The sequence below is a fragment of the Pseudonocardia sp. EC080619-01 genome (genome assembly GCF_001420995.1).
Lineage (GTDB): Bacteria > Actinomycetota > Actinomycetes > Mycobacteriales > Pseudonocardiaceae > Pseudonocardia.
In genome coordinates, this window is sequence record NZ_CP012184.1 from 274,594 (window position 1) to 294,452 (window position 19,859).

General features: G+C 73.4%; 18 protein-coding genes. 7 read left to right on the plus strand and 11 right to left on the minus strand.

What is annotated here, in order from left to right; genetic code table 11:
* Nucleotides 1–35 precede the first annotated feature (35 nt).
* The 4 genes from AD017_RS01250 to uvrB all read right to left on the minus strand — a co-directional run bounded on the left by AD017_RS01250 (nt 36) and on the right by uvrB (nt 5,961).
* A complete protein-coding gene (locus AD017_RS01250) occupies nt 36–803 on the minus strand; it encodes an acetoin reductase (RefSeq protein ID WP_010241611.1) in 768 nt (255 codons plus the stop codon).
* A 159-nt stretch (nt 804–962) separates the two neighbouring features.
* Nucleotides 963–2,240 carry a GAF domain-containing protein gene (locus AD017_RS01255; protein ID WP_060572369.1) on the minus strand — a complete coding sequence of 426 codons (1,278 nt, stop codon included), beginning with the start codon at nt 2,238–2,240 and terminating at the stop codon, nt 963–965.
* Nucleotides 2,241–2,324: 84 nt separating this feature from the next.
* A complete protein-coding gene (locus tag AD017_RS01260) occupies nt 2,325–3,602 on the minus strand; it encodes a glycosyltransferase 87 family protein (RefSeq protein WP_060572371.1) in 1,278 nt (425 codons plus the stop codon).
* Between the two features lie 130 nt (nt 3,603–3,732).
* A complete protein-coding gene (gene uvrB / locus AD017_RS01265; protein ID WP_082398992.1) occupies nt 3,733–5,961 on the minus strand; it encodes an excinuclease ABC subunit UvrB in 2,229 nt (742 codons plus the stop codon).
* Nucleotides 5,962–6,035: 74 nt separating this feature from the next.
* Between uvrB and AD017_RS01270 the strand changes: the two genes are divergently transcribed.
* The gene (locus AD017_RS01270) at nt 6,036–6,578 is read left to right on the plus strand and encodes a DUF402 domain-containing protein (protein WP_060572373.1); all 543 of its coding nucleotides are present in this window, start codon (nt 6,036–6,038) and stop codon (nt 6,576–6,578) included.
* 12 nt (nt 6,579–6,590) lie between these two features.
* On the opposite strand, the gene AD017_RS35110 is transcribed toward AD017_RS01270, so the two are convergent.
* The 5 genes from AD017_RS35110 to rpsA all read right to left on the minus strand — a co-directional run bounded on the left by AD017_RS35110 (nt 6,591) and on the right by rpsA (nt 12,128).
* Nucleotides 6,591–7,406, minus strand: coding sequence for a hypothetical protein (locus AD017_RS35110; protein ID WP_060572375.1), 816 nt, complete (start codon nt 7,404–7,406; stop codon nt 6,591–6,593).
* On the minus strand, nt 7,403–8,176 hold the full coding sequence (locus tag AD017_RS01280) for an RNA polymerase sigma factor (protein WP_060572377.1): 774 nt from the start codon (nt 8,174–8,176) through the stop codon (nt 7,403–7,405). The genes AD017_RS35110 and AD017_RS01280 overlap by 4 nt, the downstream gene beginning before the upstream one ends.
* Before the next feature lie 213 nt (nt 8,177–8,389).
* Entirely contained in the window at nt 8,390–9,517 is a 1,128-nt protein-coding gene (gene coaE, locus AD017_RS01285) for a dephospho-CoA kinase (RefSeq protein ID WP_060572378.1), read from the minus strand.
* A gap of 36 nt (nt 9,518–9,553) precedes the next feature.
* The gene (locus tag AD017_RS01290; RefSeq protein ID WP_060572380.1) at nt 9,554–10,360 is read right to left on the minus strand and encodes a hypothetical protein; all 807 of its coding nucleotides are present in this window, start codon (nt 10,358–10,360) and stop codon (nt 9,554–9,556) included.
* Nucleotides 10,361–10,619: 259 nt separating this feature from the next.
* The gene (gene rpsA, locus AD017_RS01295) at nt 10,620–12,128 is read right to left on the minus strand and encodes a 30S ribosomal protein S1 (protein WP_010223723.1); all 1,509 of its coding nucleotides are present in this window, start codon (nt 12,126–12,128) and stop codon (nt 10,620–10,622) included.
* Between the two features lie 299 nt (nt 12,129–12,427).
* Here rpsA and AD017_RS01300 point away from each other — a divergent pair, with 299 nt between their 5' ends.
* Nucleotides 12,428–13,282 (plus strand): class I SAM-dependent methyltransferase, encoded by an 855-nt coding sequence (locus AD017_RS01300; RefSeq protein WP_060576173.1) that lies wholly within the window; start codon nt 12,428–12,430, stop codon nt 13,280–13,282.
* A 37-nt stretch (nt 13,283–13,319) separates the two neighbouring features.
* Here the strand turns inward: AD017_RS01300 and AD017_RS01305 are convergent, their stop codons facing one another.
* A complete protein-coding gene (locus AD017_RS01305; protein WP_060572382.1) occupies nt 13,320–13,913 on the minus strand; it encodes a carbonic anhydrase in 594 nt (197 codons plus the stop codon).
* A 134-nt stretch (nt 13,914–14,047) separates the two neighbouring features.
* The gene (locus AD017_RS01310; protein ID WP_060572384.1) at nt 14,048–14,776 is read right to left on the minus strand and encodes a carbonic anhydrase; all 729 of its coding nucleotides are present in this window, start codon (nt 14,774–14,776) and stop codon (nt 14,048–14,050) included.
* Nucleotides 14,777–14,931: 155 nt separating this feature from the next.
* On the opposite strand from AD017_RS01310, the gene AD017_RS01315 reads away from it, so the two are divergent.
* The 5 genes from AD017_RS01315 (at nt 14,932) to AD017_RS01335 (ending at nt 19,790) form a co-directional block, all read left to right on the plus strand.
* Entirely contained in the window at nt 14,932–15,360 is a 429-nt protein-coding gene (locus AD017_RS01315; protein ID WP_010223717.1) for a PaaI family thioesterase, read from the plus strand.
* Nucleotides 15,361–15,612: 252 nt separating this feature from the next.
* On the plus strand, nt 15,613–16,908 hold the full coding sequence (locus AD017_RS01320) for a branched-chain amino acid ABC transporter permease (RefSeq protein ID WP_060572386.1): 1,296 nt from the start codon (nt 15,613–15,615) through the stop codon (nt 16,906–16,908).
* Between the two features lie 11 nt (nt 16,909–16,919).
* Nucleotides 16,920–17,915: a branched-chain amino acid ABC transporter permease gene (locus AD017_RS01325; protein WP_010223712.1), complete on the plus strand. Its 996-nt coding sequence runs from the start codon at nt 16,920–16,922 to the stop codon at nt 17,913–17,915.
* Nucleotides 17,905–18,978, plus strand: a complete 1,074-nt coding sequence (locus AD017_RS01330; RefSeq protein WP_010223710.1) for an ABC transporter ATP-binding protein — start codon at nt 17,905–17,907, stop codon at nt 18,976–18,978. The genes AD017_RS01325 and AD017_RS01330 overlap by 11 nt, the downstream gene beginning before the upstream one ends.
* Nucleotides 18,975–19,790, plus strand: a complete 816-nt coding sequence (locus tag AD017_RS01335; RefSeq protein ID WP_010223708.1) for an ABC transporter ATP-binding protein — start codon at nt 18,975–18,977, stop codon at nt 19,788–19,790. The genes AD017_RS01330 and AD017_RS01335 overlap by 4 nt, the downstream gene beginning before the upstream one ends.
* Nucleotides 19,791–19,859 lie beyond the last annotated feature (69 nt).

Sequence of the window (19,859 nt, forward strand, 5' to 3'; positions counted from 1 at the left end):
GTGCCGGGCCGGGGGGCTCCCCGGCCCGGCGCGGCTCAGACCATGACGACCCCGCCGTCGATCATGACGGCCTGGCCGGTCATGTAGTCCGAGTCCGGTGAGGCCAGGTAGGAGACGAAGGCCGCGACGTCGTCGGCGGTCTGCACCCGTCCCAGCGGGATGCCCTGGGCGTACTGCTTCAGGGTCTCCCCCTTCGCCGCGCCGCTACGGGCGCCCATCTGCTCGTCGATGAGGTCCCACATGTCGGTGCCGACGATGCCCGGGCAGTAGGCGTTGACGGTGATCCGGTGCGGCGCGAGCTCCTTCGCCGCGGCCTGGGTCAGCGCGCGGACGGCGAACTTGGTCGCCGAGTAGTGGCCGAGCAGGTCGAACCCGGCGTGGCCGGCGATCGACGCGGCGTTGACGATCTTGCCCCCGGTACCGCGGTCGATCATCACGCGGGCCGCGGCCTGCAGGCAGTACACGACACCGAACACGTTGACGTCGAAGATCCTCCGCAGGTCGTCGGGGGTGACCTCCAGCAGCGGCTTGACCTGGGCGATCCCGGCGTTCGCGACCATGACGTCCAGCCCGCCGAGCTCGTCGACGACCCGGCCAACCAGCGCGGTGACGGCGTCCGGGTCGGTGACGTCGCCGGGATACGGACGGGCGGTCCCGCCGGCCGCGACGATCTCCTCGGCCACCGCGGCGGCGCCGTCGGCGTTCACGTCGTTGACGGCGACCGAGTGGCCGTCGCGGGCGAGGCGCAACGCGATCCCCCGCCCGATCCCCCGCCCTGCCCCGGTGACCACGGCGACACCCATGTCGGCTCCCTTCGTCTCGGCAGACGCGCGGGACGCCGGTGCGCGCGGCGCGGCGTCCCTGCCGCGTGGGCCGGTCCCGGCCCGCCACACCGAGTCCACCGCGTGACGGCGGTCACGGCCACCGTTGCAGCCGGGTTGCAGCGGGACGGCCGCGGGCCGTCAGGCCCGGCGGAGGGCGGCGACGCCGGGTGCCGCCGAGTCGCGGACGATCCGGCTCTGCGCGACCCCGGCGAGGTCCAGCTCGACCTCCGGGGCGATCCGGTACGGGCGGGCCAGCAGGATCCCGCCGAGGCCACGCCGGAGCCGGGACATCTCCGCGCGCACCGTGACCAGGTGCGCCCGGTCGCCGTACAGGCCCTGCGACAGCGCCGCCGCGTCCAGCCCACCGGTGCCCGCACGGGCCAGGAGGACGAGCACCTCGGCGTGCCGGATCGACAGCGGGTGCACCCAGCGGGAGGTGCCCTCGACGACGGCGCTCGGCGGGCGGGCGTCCAGGTCCAGGCGGAGCCGCATCCGCGGGGAGCCGCCGGCGTCGGCGGGCCGCAGCAGCCACCCGCCCGGGACCGGCTCCGGGAGACACGGGCCCAGGCCGTGCACCGCGAGCAACCGGTCCGCGGTCGGTGCCGCGACCCGTTCCACACCGGGCAGCCCGGTCGCAGCGGCGACCCAGCCGTGGTCGTCGACGACCAGACCGGGCCCCGACGAGCGGGCGAGCATCGGGGCGCCGATGGTGCGCAGCATCTCCAGCCGGGCCTCGTGCCACTGCCACAGCCCGGCCTCGGCGAGGCGCACCGCGGTGTCGACCAGCGCGACCGTCGTCGGATGGATGGTCTCGGCGGGCCCGGAGATGTCGACGACCCCGAGCAGCTCCCCGCTGCGCGGGTCGTGCACCGGTGCCGCGGTGCAGGTCCAGCCGTGGTGGCTGCGCACGAAGTGCTCGGCGGAGAAGATCTGGACCGGCCCGTCCTCGGCGATCGCGGTCCCGATCGCGTTCGTGCCGACCGTGCGCTCCGACCAGTTCGCGCCCTCGGTGAAGCCCAGTGCGTCGGCACGGCGGCGGACGGAGGTGGAGCCCTCTCGCCAGAGCAGCACCCCGTCGGCGTCGGTCACCACCATCACGTGCCGCGCGTCCTCGGCGATCGAGGTGAGCGCCGACCGCAACGCCGGGAGCACCGGGACCAGCGGGGAGGTGGTCCGTCGCTGCTCCACCACGCCCGCGTCGAGCGGACCGGGAGGGTCACCCGCGTCGGGGTTCACACCCTGCGCGCGGACCCGGTCCCAGGAGCGGGCCACCAGCCGTCGGGCACGGTCGGGCACGGCGTCGCCGGACAGCACGGCGTCGTGCAGCCGGGACAGCATGCGGGCGTGCCTGCCGAGATCGGTGCCCGGACGTACCGCGCAGATGCTCGCCTCGTTCTCGACGTCGTCGTCGGCCACCGGCACCTCCCGGCCCCAGGTTAGGCGTGCCCCTGTGGCGCGCGCCATAGGGGCACGCCGAACGACGAGCCGGTCGGGGCGGGGTCAGGGCCCGACGCGGAGCATCTCCGGCGCAGGTGCCGCCGGGCCGCCCGGGCGGCCCGCCCCGCGGGTGACGTACCAGCAGCCCAGGGCGAGCGCGATCACCGCCGGGACGACGTAGCTGGCGCAGAGCAGCTGCTCGTACCAGGTCCAGCGCATCTGGACGCCCCACACGTTCGGCAGCCAGCGGAACGGCGCGAGGAAGAAGATCGTCGCGATGACCGCGCCGACCACCCCCCAGGCGACGGACCGGTACCGGATCGCGTGCGCGGCGATGCCGATCAGGGCGGGCACCACCCACACCCAGTGGTGCGACCAGGCGGTGGGCGTCGCCATCAGGACGACGGCGGCGGTCGCCGACAGCGCGATCACCGGCTCGCTGCGGCGGATCACCGGCACCGCCAGCGCGAGCAGCCCGGCTACGATCAGCAGCCACAGCACGGTGAACCACGGCTCGGGCAGCCCCATCCGGGCCAGCGACGCCTGCACGGTCTCGTTGGAGAAGAACGTCGACCCGCTCACCCCGGCCGCCGGCCCCCCGACGAACCAGTAACGGACCGACGAGTCGAGATCGACGAGGAACCCGATCCCGGTGGCGACGACACCGGTGACGACGGCGACGCCCGCCGCCTTCCAGTCACGGCGCACCAGGAAGAACAGCACCAGCCCGCCGGGGGTCAGCTTGATCGCGGCGGCGAGCCCGAGCAGCATGCCGCGCGGCCAGAGCGTGCGGGGGGCGAGGCAGTCGACGGCGACCAGCGCCATCAGGACCAGGTTGATCTGGCCGAAGGCGTAGGTCTGCGCCACGGGCTCGATCAGCAGCGTCGCCGCCAGTGCCGGCACTCCGAGGACGAGCGCGGCACGCCATCCGCCCGCCGGCCACGCCGCCCGGATCGCCAGCACGATGCACAGCGCCAGCGAGAGCAACGAGACGACGAACTGGGTGCCGAACGCGGCGCCGTACGGGATCACCGTCAGCGGGACCATCGCGATCGCCGCGAACGGCGGGTAGATGAAGGGCAGCGGGGGCCCGTTCATCGGCAACGGCAGCGGGCCGTACATGTCGCCGCCCGCCATCCACACCTGCACGCCGAGCCGGTAGACGTCGAGATCGAGCGCGTAGCCGCCGAGCCGGATGAACGACCAGAACAGCGAGACCGCCAGCAGCGGCACCGTCACCCAGAGCGTGGCCGTGGTCAGCGCCGCGGACCGCAGCCGGAACAGGGTCCCGGCACCGGGGACGGGCACGTCCGGGTCGGGCGTGGTGCTGGTGACGGTCACGCGGGCTCCTCCGCTGCGCGCCGGGGCCGGGCCGGAGGACCCGGACGGCCGTGTGGTGGACGAGAACGGTGGCCCACGGTAGCGGGAGGCCGTGGCACACCCACAGCCCGGCCGCCCTACGGCACGGCCGTCACGTCACCCCGGCCGCGTCCATCCCGCGCAGCTCCTTCTTGAGGTCCCCGATCTCGTCACGCAGCCGGGCCGCGAGCTCGAACTGGAGGTCCCGGGCCGCGGTCAGCATCTGGTCGTTCATCTGCTGGATCAGGTCGGCGAGCTCGGCCCGCGGCATCCCCGCGGTGTCCTTCGCCGGCACACCGGCGCTGCCCGCCGACGGGGCCCGGCCCGCCTCGCCGGCGGCCCGCTTGCCCCGGGAGGCGTTGCGCCCGGAGCCGCCGACCGGCACCGACTCGGTGTCCTCGGCCTCGCGGTAGACCTGGTCGAGGATGTCGGCGATCCGCTTGCGCAGCGGCTGCGGGTCGATGCCGCGCTCGGTGTTGTAGGCGACCTGCTTCGCCCGGCGACGGTCGGTCTCGTCGATGGCGTACTGCATCGAGTCGGTGATCCGGTCGGCGTACATGTGCACCTGGCCGGACACGTTCCGCGCGGCGCGGCCGATCGTCTGGATCAGCGACGTGCCCGAGCGCAGGAAGCCCTCCTTGTCCGCGTCGAGGATCGCGACCAGCGACACCTCGGGCAGGTCGAGACCCTCGCGGAGCAGGTTGATGCCGACCAGCACGTCGTACTCGCCGGACCGCAGCTGGCGCAGCAGCTCCACCCGGCGCAGCGTGTCGACCTCGGAGTGCAGGTACCTGACCTTGATGCCGAGCTCGAGCAGGTAGTCGGTGAGGTCCTCGGCCATCTTCTTGGTCAGCGTGGTGACCAGGACCCGCTCGTCGCGCTCGGTGCGGTCGCGGATCTCGGCGACCAGGTCGTCGATCTGGCCCTTGGTGGGCTTCACCACGACCTCGGGGTCGACCAGCCCGGTCGGCCGGATCACCTGCTCGACGAACTCACCGCCGGTCCGGTTCAGCTCGTAGGGCCCCGGGGTGGCGGACAGGTAGACGGTCTGACCGATCCGGTCGGCGAACTCCTCCCAGGTCAGCGGCCGGTTGTCGACCGCCGACGGGAGCCGGAACCCGTACTCGACGAGGTTGCGCTTGCGGGACATGTCGCCCTCGTACATGCCGCCGATCTGCGGCACGGTCACGTGCGACTCGTCGATGACGAGGAGGAAGTCCTCCGGGAAGTAGTCGATCAGCGTGGCCGGTGCGGTGCCGGCCCCGCGGCCGTCGATGTGACGCGAGTAGTTCTCGATGCCCGAGCAGAACCCGACCTGCCGGATCATCTCGATGTCGTACTGGGTGCGCATCCGCAGGCGCTGGGCCTCGAGCAGCTTGCCCTGGTTCTCCAGCTGCTCGAGCCGCTGCTCCAGCTCGGCCTCGATGTCGGAGACCGCACGCTCCATCCGGTCCGGGCCCGCGACGTAGTGGGTGGCCGGGAAGATCCGGATCTCGTCGACCTGCTCGACGGTGTCCCCCGTCAGCGGGTTGAGGTGGTAGAGCGCCTCGATCTCGTCGCCGAAGAACTCGATCCGCAGCGCCAGCTCCTCGTACGCCGGGATGATCTCGACGGTGTCCCCGCGGACCCGGAAGGTGCCGCGGGTGAAGGACATGTCGTTGCGCGTGTACTGGATGTCGACAAGGAGCCGCAACAACCGGTCCCGCTCGACCTCCTCACCGACCGCCAGGGCCACCGACCGGTCCAGGTACGACTGCGGGGTACCGAGGCCGTAGATGCAGGACACCGACGCGACCACGACGACGTCGCGCCGGGACAGCAGGTTCATCGTGGCCGAGTGCCGCAGCCGCTCGACGTCGTCGTTGACGGAGCTGTCCTTCTCGATGTAGGTGTCGGTCTGCGCGATGTACGCCTCGGGCTGGTAGTAGTCGTAGTACGAGACGAAGTACTCGACCGCGTTGTGCGGCAGCATCTCCCGCAGCTCGTTCGCCAGCTGTGCGGCCAGCGTCTTGTTGGGCGCCATCACGAGCGTCGGCCGCTGCTGCTGCTCGATCAGCCAGGCCGTGGTCGCCGACTTGCCCGTACCGGTCGCGCCCATCAGCACGATGTCCTGCTCGGCGGCGCGGAGCCGCCGGTCGAGGTCCGCGATCGCCGTCGGCTGGTCCCCCGCCGGCTGGAGGTCGCTGACGACCTGGAACCGGCCGTCCTTCCGCTCGATCTCGCCGACCGGGCGGTGCTCGGAGTGCGCGAGCGGCGTGTCCGTCGGCGTGGTGCCGGCATCGGGGTGCACGTCGGCGGCGGTGCTCGCCGCGGAGCCCGGGACCTCGGTCGCGAAAGCCATGGCCCCAGGGTACGAGCGACCTCCGACAGTTTCGCGTCGTACGCCCCTGACAGCCCCTCGCCCGCCCCGGCAGGATGCACCCCGTGCACCCGCCGAAGTCGCAGCTGTTCGACCCCGACGCCCGTGCCCAGTACGACACCAAGGGCATCCGCCGCGAGATCGAGACGCTCCGGGAGGAGAGCTGGGGGCTCTACGTCTCCCGGCCGGTCGTCGCCCGGCCGAACGCCTGGTGGGTCGAGTCCTGGGTGCTGCCGGAACTCGGCGTCTGTCTGTCCGACTGGCGGTGGCGGCCCGGGCACGAGCGTGACCAGGACATGTACATCGACGTCGCGTCGCTGGTCCGGGAGGGCCGGCGGATCCGGATGACCGACCTCTACCTGGATCTCGTGGTCCACCGCGGCCGGGAGACCGAGGTCGTCGACACGGACGAGTTCGTCGCCGCGGTCGCCCAGGGCCTCCTGGACCCCGTGCAGGCCGAGTACGCCCTGGAGCGCTCGCACGCGGTGCTCGACGGTCTCGCGCGGCACGGCCACGACCACGAGGCGTGGCTGGCCTCGCTCGGCGTCGACCTGGGGCCGCGCGCCGAGCCCGAGGCCCCCGCCGATCTCGCCGGCTGACCCGGCGCCCGGTCAGACGGCCGGGTGCTGTGCCGGGCCGAGCCCGACGGCGCTGGTGCTCGACGACTCGCCGGTCTCCGAGCTGGTGCTGGTCGGGCCGGCCGTCGTCGAGCTCGTGGTCGGGGCAGCCGAGCTCGAGGTCGTCGTCTCGGTCGGCTCCGGCGAGCCCTCCCCGTTCGACGACGACGGCGGCGTCGTCGGGTCGTCGGTGGGGGTCGGCGTCGGCGTCTCGCTCGGCGGCGGCGTCGTCGGCGGGGTGGTCGGGTCCGGCGAGCCCTCCGGCGGGTTCGTCGTCGACGGGGGCGGCGTGCTGCCACCGTCGTCGTCCCCCGGCGGCGGTGTGCCCGGACCCGGCCCCGGACCCGGTGCGGGCGGGGGCGGCGGGACCTGTCCCCCACCGGCGGGCGGCGCCGGGGGCGGCGGCAGCACGGGCGCCGGAGCACCCGCCACGGGGCCGGAGCCCTCCAGCGCGCCGCCCTCGGTCGCGGCGGTGGTGGGGTCGAACGACGGCGGCAGCGTCCCGTCGTCGAGCGCGGGGCTGCCCGGCTCCTCGGCCTGCACCGGCGCCGGGGTCGAGGCGCCGGTCTGCGGCGAGGCGATGGCGAACGGCGCTCCGACGAAGGAGCCGCCCGGGGCAGCGGCCGTCGCGACCGCGGTGAGCCCGCCCAGCGAGCCGACGGTCAGCACCGCGGCGGCCGCGGCGGTGGTCGCGCGCCGGGCTCCGGCGGCGCGGGCGATCACGTCGTCGATCGCCGGCAGCGGCACCGCGGCCGCCAGCACGTCGTCGAGCCGGTGGAACTCGCGGTCGATGTCGCCGTACCCGTTCATGCCCGTCCCCCCTCGACGGCGGGCGGGTACCCACCGTCCGCGCCGGGGAACGCCACGGGCGCCCCGACGATCTCCTCCAGCACCTCGGCCATGCCCTCGGTGACGATCTCGCGCCCCCGCGCCAGCCGTCGCCGGACGTCCTGCTCCCCGACCCGTTCCAGCTCCGCCACGGCGCCGACCGGCAGGCCCGCCATGTGGTGCAGCACGACCGCGCGGCGGTCCGCCGCGCCGAGCCGGCCCAGCGCCTCCAACAGGGCCCCGGTGCGCGGGTCGGTCTCCTCCGCGGAGGGACGGCGCCTGCGCCGCAGGAACCGGCCACGCATCGAGGTCCGGATCGCGACCCGGCGCACCCAGCCGACGGCCCCGTCGCCGTCGGCGCCGTGGCCGTCGTCGGCCCGCAGGTCCGACCAGCGCCGCCAGGCGCGCGAGTACGCGTCCTGCGCGGCGTCGTGCGCCTCCTGCGGGTTCAGCGTGATCGCGTAGAGCTGGGCCACCAGGCGCGGGTAGTGCGTCTCGAGGTGTGCACCGAAGTCCGCGCGGAGCTCGCCGTGCGGGAGCGTGCGGTGCTGCTGCACCATCGCCCCGCTGATCGGCGGGGGCTCCTCGCCCGCCGGTCCGTCGTCCCACGCACCGCCGCCGGTCCAGGCCCCGTACTCGGCACCCGGGGCCCCTCCGACGTAGGGGTCGTACCCGTACTCGTCCGGATGGGGGACGCCGGGCACGCGACCGGGCTCGGCGTACTCGCCGCCCGCCCCGTATCGCTGCGCCACCGTGCTCAACCCCGTGTCCTCTCGTCGCCGTACCCGGTCCCCGTGCCGACCGGGCCGCGGTGCGGCCCGACCGGCGGAGACCGCCCGTACCCCGGCGGGACGGGAGCGCCGACGCTCTCTCCCCGCCTGATCGACCAACGAGCAGGAACCGTTACAGAAACGGGTGGATCTTCACGCGGGCGTCACGGATCGCATCACACCCGGACGGACGTATCACCCGGACGGGTCGTCGCGCCACGCCGCCGTGTGCGCCGAGTAGCGGATCGGGTCCGGATCGTCCCCGTAGAGCGTCGCGGCGGCCTGCTTCCGTTCGGCGTAGCCGGCACGGGCCCGGTCGTCGGCACGGAGGCGGTCCCGGATCCCGAGCGCGTGCCGCCACGCGGGGGAACCGTGGACCCGCACGACGACGACGGCCGGCCGGCCCGGATCGGCGGAACGGTGCACCCGGACGGTTCCCGCGGCGTCCGGCTCCGCCCCCGGGTCCACCGGGAATCCGGCGTCGGCGAGCGGACCGGCCAGTAGTGCGGCGTCGGAGCGCGACTCGACCGCCAGCTGCAGGTCCAGCACGTCGCGGGCGCGGAGCCCGGGTACCGCCGTCGAGCCGACGTGCTCGACGCCGCGCCCGAGCCGCCCGGCCGCGACGCCGATCCGGTCGGCGAGCCTGCGGGCCTGCCCGGCCCAGTCCGGGTCCGGCTCGACCAGGCTCGGGGCCCCGTCGGACACCGGTCGCCCGCGGCGCAGGTTCTCCTCGAACGGCACCAGCCGCTCGTCCCACAGCGCGTCCACCCGGCGACGGGTGGAGTCCTCGTCGCCGGAGTTGTCGAGCCAGACGTCCGCAGCGGCCCGGCGCTGCGCGTCGGTGGCCTGGGCCGCGATCCGGGCGCGGGCGTCGGCCTCGGCCATCCCGCGGGCCCCGACGAGCCGACGGACCCGCTCCTCGGCGTCGACCCCGACCACGACGACGAGGGGGAACGCCGGCGCCGTCCCGCCCTCCACGAGCAGCGGGACGTCCTGCACGACGATCGCCTCCGGCGGCGCCGCGGCGACGAGCTCGTCCGAGCGTGCCCGCACCAGCGGGTGCACGATCCCGTCCAGCGTGCGCCGGGCCTCCGGGTCCCCGAAGACGATCGACGCGAGCGCGGGCCGGTCGAGCTCGCCGTCCGGCCCCAACACGCCGTCACCGAACGCCCCGACCACCGCGGCGAGCCCCTCGGTCCCGCCCGCGACGACCTCGCGGGCGATGCGGTCGGAGTCGACCAGCACCGCCCCACGCTCGACGAGACGGCGGGCGACCGTCGACTTGCCCGCCCCGATTCCTCCGGTCAGCCCTGTCCGCAGCACACGAGCACCGTATCGGCGACGACCGTCAGGACGTGATCAGGTCGCGCCGGGTGCACCGGAGGCGGGACGGCCCGCCTGCGACACGGGGCCGCCCGGCGCCGGCGTGGCCGGGCGCGCCGACGGCGGCTGCGTCGGCGTGAGCGCCGGGAGGATGCGCTGGGCGAGGTCCGGCAGGGTCTCCGAGGCCGGGCGGTTCTGCCCCGGCGCCGCGACCGGCAGGATGAAGGTCAGCGTGTCGACCCCGTAGACCATCGCGAGGGTGGTCTCGTCCGGCCGCTCGATCAGCACCCCGGGGACAGTCCCGACGGTGATGTCCCGCGAGGCCGTGGCGTCCGACCGCTCGGCGTTGGCGTTGAGCTGCCACTGCCGGGTCGCCGATGCGGTGTCGCCGTACCGGCCGATGTTGAGCTGGTACAGCACCGGGCCGCTGTTGCGGGCGCCGCCACCGCCGAACGCCTGCTCCTGCCCGCCGGCACGGTAGGTGCAGGCGGTGCGCTCGGTGCGGTTCACGGCCAGCTCGGGGACCCCGCGCACGGACTGGACCGACACGGAGCCGAGGACCTGGCCGAACAGGGCACCGGCCTGCTCCGGGTCCATGATCTGCGCACAGTCGGTGGGCAGGGCGATCGGGATCGGCGCGGACCCGGACTGGGCCGAGGCCGAGTCCTCCGCGGCGAAGGTCGGGACGGCGATCCCGGGATCACCCGACGCGGTGGCGCATCCGGAGAAGACGGCCCCGACGAGGGCGACCCCGGCGAGGAGCGCCACCCGTCCGCGACGGGTGGCGGAGAAGGACTGCAGGGCGGTGCCGGAGCGCGTCCGGCGGACGGAGCGGCCGACCATGATGACAATCTAGAGCCCGGCGGAGATCGACTTCCCGAACGCAGCCGGAGCGTAGGGCGACCGGTGCCGAACCGTGATCTCTACCCGGCGTGTCCGAACCGACACGCCGTGCAACGGCGCAGGCATCACCCGGTCGTGTCGACACGCCGATGTACTCCCTCGGACGGCCGCCGACATGCGCCGAGCCCCGGCGACCACAGGGGTCACCGGGGCTCGGTGCGGCACTGCGATCCGGCCCGCGGGGGGCCGGGTCACGGGATCAGGCTCCGCCGGAGAGCTTCTCCCGCAGCGCGGCGAGCTGCTCGTCGCTGGCGAGGGAGCCGCCCGACTCGGCCTGGCCACCGCCGCTGCCACCGGTGCTGCTGCCGGCGCTGGGACGCTCGTCGCCCCCGCCCGAGGAGTAGTTGGCCGGCGCGACGTCGTCGCCACCCTCCGCCTCGGCCTCGGCGGCCTTGCGGATCTGCGCCATGTGCTGCTCGTAGCGGGCCTGGGCCTCGGAGTACTGCTTCTCCCAGGTGGAACGGGCCTCGTCGAAGCCCTCCTTCCACTCGCCGGAGTCGACGTCGAAGCCCTCGGGGTAGATGTAGTTCCCCTGGTCGTCGTACTCGGCGGCCATGCCGTACCGGGTCGGGTCGAACTCGGTCTCGGTCGTCATGCCCTCGTTCGCCTGCTTCAGCGAGAGGGAGATGCGACGCCGGTCGAGGTCGATGTCGATGACCTTGACCATCGCGTCGTCGCCGACCTGGACGACCTGCTCCGGCACCTCGACGTGGCGCTCGGCCAGCTCGGAGATGTGGACCAGGCCCTCGATGCCCTCCTCGACGCGGACGAACGCGCCGAACGGGACGAGCTTGGTGACCTTGCCCGGGACGATCTGGCCGATCGCGTGGGTCCGGGCGTAGAGGCGCCACGGGTCCTCCTGGGTCGCCTTCAGCGACAGGGAGACCCGCTCGCGGTCGAGGTCCACGTCGAGGACCTCGACGGTGACCTCCTGGCCGACCTCGACCACCTCGGAGGGGTGGTCGATGTGCTTCCAGGACAGCTCGGAGACGTGCACCAGGCCGTCGACACCGCCCAGGTCGACGAACGCACCGAAGTTGACCACCGAGGAGACGACGCCCTTGCGGACCTGGCCGCGCTGCAGCTGGTTGAGGAACTCGCTGCGGACCTCGGACTGGGTCTGCTCGAGCCAGGCGCGGCGGGACAGGACCACGTTGTTGCGGTTCTTGTCCAGCTCGATGATCTTGGCCTCGATCTTGCGGCCGACGTACGGCTGCAGGTCGCGGACGCGGCGCATCTCGACCAGCGAGGCCGGGAGGAAGCCACGGAGCCCGATGTCCAGGATCAGGCCGCCCTTGACGACCTCGATGACGGTGCCCTCGACCGGCTCGTCGGCCTCCTTGAGGGCCTCGATCGTGCCCCAGGCGCGCTCGTACTGGGCGCGCTTCTTGGACAGGATCAGGCGGCCTTCCTTGTCCTCCTTCTGGAGGACGAGGGCCTCGACGAACTCGCCGACCTCGACGACCTCGGCGGGGTCGACGTCGTGCTTGATCGACAGCTCGCGCGAGGGGATGACGCCCTCGGTCTTGTAGCCGATGTCGAGCAGGACCTCGTCACGGTCGACCTTGACGATGGTGCCTTCGACGATGTCGCCATCGTTGAAGTACTTGATCGTCTGGTCGATGGCGGCGAGGAAGTCCTCCTCCGACCCGATGTCGTTGATAGCGACCTGCGGCGTGGTCGGGGCGGCGGTGGTGTCGGTGGACATGTAGTGGGGTGCTCCGATGGATTTCTCTGACATGGGCGGTCCGGTCCGCGCTGCTGCAGCAACGCTCACCGGTTCTGGTGCGTATAGCTGTGACGTTGTAACAGTCACCCTCTGGCGTCGATTCCCGTGGTCGGAACCTACGTGCGACGGGCGGTCGCGAGGCGGCGCAGGAGTGGCGCCGGGCGGTCGTCCGACACGTTGACCACGGTCAGGAAATCATGCTACGCGGCACCGAAAGTCCCGGGCAATGCGGGTCCGGTAAACGGGCGAACGGCCGGCACTGCGACGATCGGGTGGCGATGAGCAGCCGCGACGAGTATTCCTCCGCCGAGACCGCCGTCGGGACCGCGGGCGTGGCCCGGCGCCGGGTGTCCGGCGCCGAGTCCGAGGCCGCGGGCCGCCGGTGGTGGGACGCCGACGCCGACGCCGACGACTACCTGGCCGAGCACGGTGCCGACATCGGCGACGCGGCGTTCGTCTGGTGCCCGGAGAACCTCCACGAGGACGAGGCGGAGCTGCTCGGCCCGCGGGAGTCCCTCGCCGGCAGGCGGGTCCTGGAGATCGGCGCGGGGTCGGCCCCCTGCAGCCGGTGGCTCGCCGCGCACGGCGCGCACCCGGTCGCGCTGGACGTCTCCGGCGGCATGCTCCGGCACGCCGCGGCGCTCAACGGACGGACCGGGATCGCGGTGCCGCTCGTCCAGGCGGGCGCGGAGCACCTGCCGTTCGGCGACCGGACCTTCGACCTGGCCTGCTCCGCCTTCGGCGCGATCCCGTTCGTCGCGGAGCCGGAGCGGGTCATGCGCGAGGTGCACCGGGTGCTGCGCCCCGGCGGGCGCTGGGTGTTCGCGGTGAACCATCCGATGCGCTGGATGTTCCCCGACGATCCCGGCCCGGCCGGCCTGACCGTCACGCAGTCGTACTTCGACCGGACGCCCTACCTCGAGGTCGACGCGCAGGGCCGGGCCACCTACGTCGAGCACCACCGGACGATCGGCGACCGGGTGCGCGACGTCGTCGCCGCCGGGCTGGTCCTCGAGGACCTGGTGGAGCCGGAGTGGCCGGAGGGGCACGACCGGGTGTGGGGCCAGTGGTCGCCGCTGCGGGGCGAGCTCTTCCCGGGCACCGCGATCCTGGTGACCCGCAGGCCCGCGTGAGCGCCGGGCGGGCCGGCGCACCGGCCCGCCCGTGCGGTCAGAGCCCGACGACCGCGCCGGTCTCCAGGTCGTAGCGGGCGCCGACGATCGTCAGCCGCCCGTCGCGCACCAGCTCGGCGAGCGCCGGCTCGGTGCCGAGCTGCGCGACCTCGCGGCGGACGTTGGCGTCCACCGCGGCGGCCACGGCCTCGTCGCCCTCACCCGAGCAGACGGGCGCGATGTCGCCGACCAGCCACCCCAACGGCGCGGGTGCCGGGGTGTCGCCGCCGGCCGCCACCGAGACCGCCGCCTTCACCGCACCGCAGTGCGAGTGACCCAGCACGACCAGCAGCGGGATGCCCAGCGCACCCGCCCCGTAGGCGAGGGTGCCGCGCACCGCGTCGTCCACGACCTGACCCGCGGTCCGGACGACGAACAGGTCGCCCAGGCCGAGGTCGAACACCAGCTCCGCGGGGACCCGGGAGTCCGCACAGGACAGCACCATCGCCGCGGGCGCCTGGCCGCCGACGGCCGACTCCCGGTCCCGGGCCGTGCGGTGCGGCCCGGTGGTCTCGTCGCGCTGCCAGCGCCCGTTGCCCTCGAGCATCGTCGACCACGCCTCGGTCGCGGTCGGCCTGCCGTCGTTCGCCATGAACCTCTCGTTCCGCTAGGGATGCACCGTCGGTGATCACGATCGCGGGAACCGGTCGGATCGGGCAAGTGCGCACGCCGCGATGTGTCGAGCACCGCGGCCGCCCGGGAGGGCCGGGCCGGACCGGCTGCGGCTCAGACGATCCGGTCGACCCGCCCGGTCCCCAGGTCGTAACGGGCACCCACCACCGTCGGCACCCCGCCGGACCCCGGCCCCGACAGGTCCGGGTCGGCCCGCAGTACCGCCACGATCCGCCGGACGTTCTCGTCCACCCCGGCGGCGATCCGCTCCTCGCGCGTGCCGGACGCGGGGAGCGCCGGCGCGATCGCGTCGACCAGGAAGCCGAGACGGCCGGACGGCTCCTCCCCCGCCGCCGCGGCGTCCACGGCCGCGGCGACGGCGCCGCAGGACGTGTGACCGAGCACCACGACCAGCGGGATCCCCAGCTCGGCCCGGCCGAACTCCAGGCTGCCCCGCACGGCGTCGTCGAGCACCTGGCCCGCGGTCCGGACGGTGAGCAGGTCACCGAGCCCCTGGTCGAACACGAGCTCGGGCGGCACCCGGGAGTCGACGCAGCAGAGCACGGTCGCGAAGGGGTGCTGCCCGCCGACCAGCCGGGTCCGGACCTCGGCGCCCTCGTGCGGGTGCTCGGGATGCAGGTCGCGCCAGCGCCGGTTGCCCTCGGCGAGGCGCCGCAGTGCCCCGTCGGCGTCCGGCACGGCCTCCGGGATCCCCGGTGCCGCGGCGCGCGCCGCTCCCCCGGGTGCCGCGGCGGCCGCCGTGGCGGGCACGCCCGCACCGACCAGGGCCAGTCCTGTCCCCACCGCGCCCCGCAACACCTGACGCCGTCCGATCCCGTCCATCTGCCGCCCCCGTCGCCGACCGAAAGTTTGCAATGCTCTCTATTATGGAACGAAACGCTATCGCCACCCCTTCGAGTGATCAAGGGGATCCGGAGTCGCCGTCGTCACCGCGTCCCTTCGTCCGGCGGGCCCGCAGGGGTCGTAGGGTCGCTCCCGTGCCGATCGACGCCGCCGAGCTCCCCGAGATGTCCCCCGAGCACTCCGCCGAGCAGCTGGGCGAGCGGATGGGCATCGAGCTGCTCACGACGACCGCCGACGAGGTCGTCGGGCGGATGCCGGTCGCGGGCAACCGTCAGCCGTACGGCCTCCTGCACGGCGGCGCGAGCGCGGTGCTCGCCGAGACCCTCGGCTCGGTGCTGGCGGCACTCAACGCGCTGCCCGAGCGGTTCCCGGTCGGCCTCGAGCTGTCCTGCACCCACCACCGGTCGGCCACCTCGGGACACGTCACCGGCACGGCCCGCGCGATCCACATGGGACGGTCCACGTCGACGTCCGAGATCGTGCTCGTGGACGACGACGGGCGTCGCGTCTGCACCGCGAAGCTCACCTGTCTGCACCGGGACACACGACCGCTCGTGTCCTGATCCTCGCCCTGCGGTACCGCCGCGTTACGTCTCGGCTACGGCCTCGTTCGAGACGCTCGTACCAGTCCTCTCCTCGGCTAGGTTCCGTCCGATCACCCACCCGGGTGTCGTACGACGCCCCACGAGGACGGACGAACGTTGCCACCACCCCGCACACCGCTCCGGAGGAGCGCCCCACGCGCGGGTGACGTCCGCGCGGGCGCCCCACGGCGGTCCCCGACCCCGGCCGCGGTCCGCTGGCTGATCGGGCTGATGATCGCGCTGATCGGCACGATCACGCTGTCCGGCACCGCGCTCGCCGCCGCCGCGCCCGCACCCGCCCCGGCCGCCGCGCCCGCGGCGGCACTCCCCGCCCAGTCCCAGGACGGCATCGACGTCAGCGGCACGCTGCGCGACCAGAACGGTCAGCCGCTCGCCGGCGTCACGATCGTCGCGGCCCGCGACGGCGCCCCGGTCGCCCAGGCCACCTCGCAGGCGAACGGCCGGTGGGAGCTCACCGTCCCGGCGGCGGGGAGCTACACCTTCCGCCTCGACGAGGCCACCCTCCCGCCGGGCACCCAGGTGCTCCAGGGCGAGACGACCCGCGAGGTCGCCGAGGGCTCGCTGAACACCGTCGTCTTCCGGTTCGGCGAGGAGGTCCAGGGGGCCGCCACCGGCGGCTTCGCGACGTTCCTGCGGCTGCTGGTCGACGGCATCCGGTTCGGCCTGGTCATCGGGATCTCCGCGATCGGCCTGTCGCTGATCTTCGGCACCACCGGCCTGACCAACTTCGCGCACGGCGAGATGGTCACCATCGGAGCCGTCGTCGCCTGGTACATCAACGTCGTCGGCGGGGTCCAGCTGATCCCGGCGACGATCATCGCGGTGCTCGTCGGAGCGGCGCTCGGCGCCGCCAACGACCTCGGGATCTGGCGCAGGCTCCGGAGGCGGGGCGCCGGGCTGATCGCCCAGCTCGTCGTCTCGATCGGCCTGTCGATCGCGCTCCGCTACCTGATCCTGATCTTCTTCGGTGGCCGGTCGGAGTCCTTCACCGACTACACCGCCCAGCAGGTGCGCAACTACGGCCCGATCGCGCTCACCGACAAGGACCTGTCGGCGATCGTCATCGCCGTCGTCGTGCTCCTCGGGGTGGCGCTGCTCCTGCAGCGCACCCGGATCGGCAAGGCGATGCGCGCGGTGTCGGACAACCGGGACCTCGCGGCGTCCTCGGGCATCAACGTGGACCGGGTCATCCTGTTCGTCTGGATGCTCGGCGGCGGGCTGGCCACCCTCGGCGGTGTGCTGTTCGCGCTGTCCGAGCTCTCCAGCACGGTGCAGTACGAGATGGGCTTCCGGCTCCTGCTGCTGATGTTCGCCGGCGTCATCCTCGGCGGCCTGGGCACGGCCTACGGCGCGCTGCTCGGATGCCTCATCGTCGGCATCCTCGTGCAGCTGTCCACGCTCGTGCTGCCGCTCGACCTCAAGTACCTCGGCGGTCTGGCGGTGCTGATCGTGATCCTGGTGTTCCGTCCGCAGGGCCTGCTCGGGTCCAAGGCCCGGATCGGCTGAGGGGGGACACCGTGATCGATGTCGGACAACTCCTGACCGTCGGGTTCTCGCAGCTGATCGGCCCCTCGGCCATCTTCTTCGCGCTGCTGGCACTCGGCCTGAACATCCACTTCGGCTACACCGGACTGCTGAACTTCGGCCAGATCGGCTTCGCGCTGGTCGGCGCCTACGGCATGGGCATCTCCGTGGCCAACTTCGGTGCCCCGCTCTGGCTCGGTGTGATCATCGGTATGGCCTGCGGCGTCGCGCTGGCGCTGATCCTGGGCATCCCGACACTGCGGCTGCGGGCGGACTACCTCGCGATCGTGACGATCGCGGCCGCCGAGATCCTGCGGCTCGTCACCCGCTCCACCTCGCAGACCGACTTCACCGGCGGCACCCAGGGCCTCACCGGCTTCGCCGACGCGTTCGCCGCGGCGAACCCGTTCACCCAGCCGTCCTACGACATCCTGGGACTCGAGGTCCGCGGGCCGGACCTGTGGGCGATCCTCGTGGGCTGGACGATCGTCGGGCTGTGCGTGCTGCTCACCTGGCTGCTCGTGCGGAGCCCGTGGGGCCGCGTCCTCAAGGCGATCCGCGAGGACGAGGACGCCGCGCGGGCGCTGGGCAAGAACGTGTTCGCCTACAAGATGCAGGCGCTCTCCCTCGGTGGCGTGTTCGGCGCCCTCGGCGGGATCTTCTTCGCCCTGGCGACCCAGTCCCTCACGCCGGACTTCTACTCCCCGCCGCAGACGTTCTTCGCCTACGCCGCGCTCATCCTCGGCGGCGCGGGCCGCGTCTTCGGGCCGGTGATCGGTGCGATGCTGTTCTGGTTCCTGCTCTCCATCGCCGACGCGTTCCTGCGCCAGGCGACGGCGGGCGAGAACCCGCTGCTGCCCTTCATCTCGTCCCAGGACGTCGGCGCGATCCGGTTCGTGCTCGTCGGCGCCTTCCTGGGCCTCATGATGGTGTACCGACCACAGGGCATCTTCGGACGCCGGAGGGAGGTGCTCGGCGATGGCCGCTGACCGCGGTCCCCACGGGGACGACAGCCCAGACAGCACTGACGACACCGAGATCACCCGGGACACCGCGCTCACCGGCGCGGACACCACGGACACCGGGAACGCCCCTGCCGACCGCCCCGACCCGGGCCGCGCGCTGGCCGGCGTGTCCCCCGAGCCGGGGGTCGCCAAGCCGGACGCGGTGCTCACCGTGGACGGGGTGACCCGCACCTTCGGCGGCCTCACCGCCGTCGACGTGGGGCACCTCGAGTTCCAGCGCGGCGCCATCACCGGCCTGATCGGGCCGAACGGCGCCGGGAAGACCACCCTGTTCAACCTGCTCACCGGCTTCGACCGGGCCGACTCCGGCTCGTGGGTCTACGACGGCACGCCGCTGCAGAAGCTGCCGCCGCACCGGGTGGCACGCCGCGGCGTCGTCCGCACGTTCCAGCTGACCAAGGCCCTGGCCGGCATGACCGTCATCGAGAACATGCGCCTCGGCGCCACCGGCCAGCGCGGGGAGAGCTTCCTCGGCGCGCTGTTCACCGGCTGGGGCGCCCAGGAACGGCAGATCACCGAGCGGGCCCACGAGCTGCTGGCCCGCTTCAAGCTCGACACCAAGGCCGACGACCTGGCGGGCTCGCTCTCCGGCGGGCAGCGCAAGCTGCTCGAGATGGCGCGCGCGCTGATGATGCAGCCGAAGGTCGTCATGCTCGACGAGCCGATGGCGGGCGTGAACCCGGCGCTCACCCAGAGCCTGCTGGGTCACGTGAAGTCGCTGCGCGACGAGGGCATGAGCGTGGTGTTCGTCGAGCACGACATGGACGTCATCCGCGACATCTCCGACTGGGTCGTCGTCATGGCCCAGGGGCAGGTCATCGCGGAGGGGCCGCCGGCGGCGCTGTCGTCGAACCAGGCCGTCGTCGACGCCTACCTGGGCGCCCACCACGACCAGGTGCTCGAGTTCGACGCCGACGGCAACCCGGTGGGCGAGACCGCCGACCTGGTCGCCGAGATGGAGGCCGAGGAGCTCGGGGAGGCCGAGCACGGCCGGGACGCCCGGTCCGACGAGGAGAAGCGCACATGACCGAGAACCCCGGCCCGGGCACGACCCGGGACGCGGAGCAGGCGGCGACGCCGGAGGCACACCGCGAGCTGGCCGAGGGGGCGCTGCTGCGCGTCGACTCGCTCGTCGCGGGGTACGTGCCGGGGGTCGACATCCTCAACGACAGCGACTTCTTCCTGCGCGACGGGGAGATCGTCGGGATCATCGGCCCGAACGGCGCCGGCAAGTCCACGCTGCTCAAGGCGATGTTCGGGCTGATCCCGGTGCGCCGGGGCACGGTCCGGCTGCGCGACGCCGACATCACCGGCGCCAAGGCGCACGCCCTGGTCACCAAGGGGCTCGGCTACGTGCCCCAGCGGGACAACGTGTTCCCCTCGCTCTCGATCGAGGAGAACCTGGAGATGGGCGTGTACCTGCGCCCCCGGACCTTCGCGAAGCGGTTCGAGGTCGTCGCGGACCTGTTCCCGATGCTGGGACAGCGCCGGAAGACCAAGGCCGGGTCGCTGTCCGGCGGTGAGCGCCAGATGGTCGCGATGGGCCGGGCGCTGATGATGGAGCCGTCGGTCCTGCTGCTCGACGAGCCCTCCGCGGGCCTGTCGCCGATGTTGCAGGACGAGGTCTTCGTGCGCTGCAAGCGGATCAACGCCGCCGGCGTCTCGGTGATCATGGTCGAGCAGAACGCCCGCCGGTGCCTGCAGATCTGCGACCGCGGCTACGTCCTGGACCAGGGCCGGGCCGCCTACACCGCGGGTGGCCGGGAGCTGCTGAACGACCCGAAGGTCATCGAGCTGTACCTCGGCACGCTGGCCGGGAGCAGCGAGAAGAAGGACTGAGCCGCTCCTCCGGCGACGGACGGCCCCGCACCCCTTCGAAGGGGTGCGGGGCCGTTCGTCGTTCCCGGA

Coding starts and splice junctions, on each gene's coding strand:
- AD017_RS01250 (WP_010241611.1), bottom strand. CDS start 803: ATGGGTGTCGCCGTGGTCACCGGGGCAGGGCGGGGGATCGGGCGGGGG.
- uvrB (WP_082398992.1), bottom strand. CDS start 5,961: ATGGCTTTCGCGACCGAGGTCCCGGGCTCCGCGGCGAGCACCGCCGCC.
- AD017_RS01270 (WP_060572373.1), top strand. CDS start 6,036: ATGCACCCCGTGCACCCGCCGAAGTCGCAGCTGTTCGACCCCGACGCC.
- AD017_RS35110 (WP_060572375.1), bottom strand. CDS start 7,406: ATGAACGGGTACGGCGACATCGACCGCGAGTTCCACCGGCTCGACGAC.
- AD017_RS01290 (WP_060572380.1), bottom strand. CDS start 10,360: ATGGTCGGCCGCTCCGTCCGCCGGACGCGCTCCGGCACCGCCCTGCAG.
- rpsA (WP_010223723.1), bottom strand. CDS start 12,128: ATGTCCACCGACACCACCGCCGCCCCGACCACGCCGCAGGTCGCTATC.
- AD017_RS01300 (WP_060576173.1), top strand. CDS start 12,428: ATGAGCAGCCGCGACGAGTATTCCTCCGCCGAGACCGCCGTCGGGACC.
- AD017_RS01305 (WP_060572382.1), bottom strand. CDS start 13,913: ATGGCGAACGACGGCAGGCCGACCGCGACCGAGGCGTGGTCGACGATG.
- AD017_RS01310 (WP_060572384.1), bottom strand. CDS start 14,776: ATGGACGGGATCGGACGGCGTCAGGTGTTGCGGGGCGCGGTGGGGACA.
- AD017_RS01320 (WP_060572386.1), top strand. CDS start 15,613: ATGATCGCGCTGATCGGCACGATCACGCTGTCCGGCACCGCGCTCGCC.
- AD017_RS01330 (WP_010223710.1), top strand. CDS start 17,905: ATGGCCGCTGACCGCGGTCCCCACGGGGACGACAGCCCAGACAGCACT.
- AD017_RS01335 (WP_010223708.1), top strand. CDS start 18,975: ATGACCGAGAACCCCGGCCCGGGCACGACCCGGGACGCGGAGCAGGCG.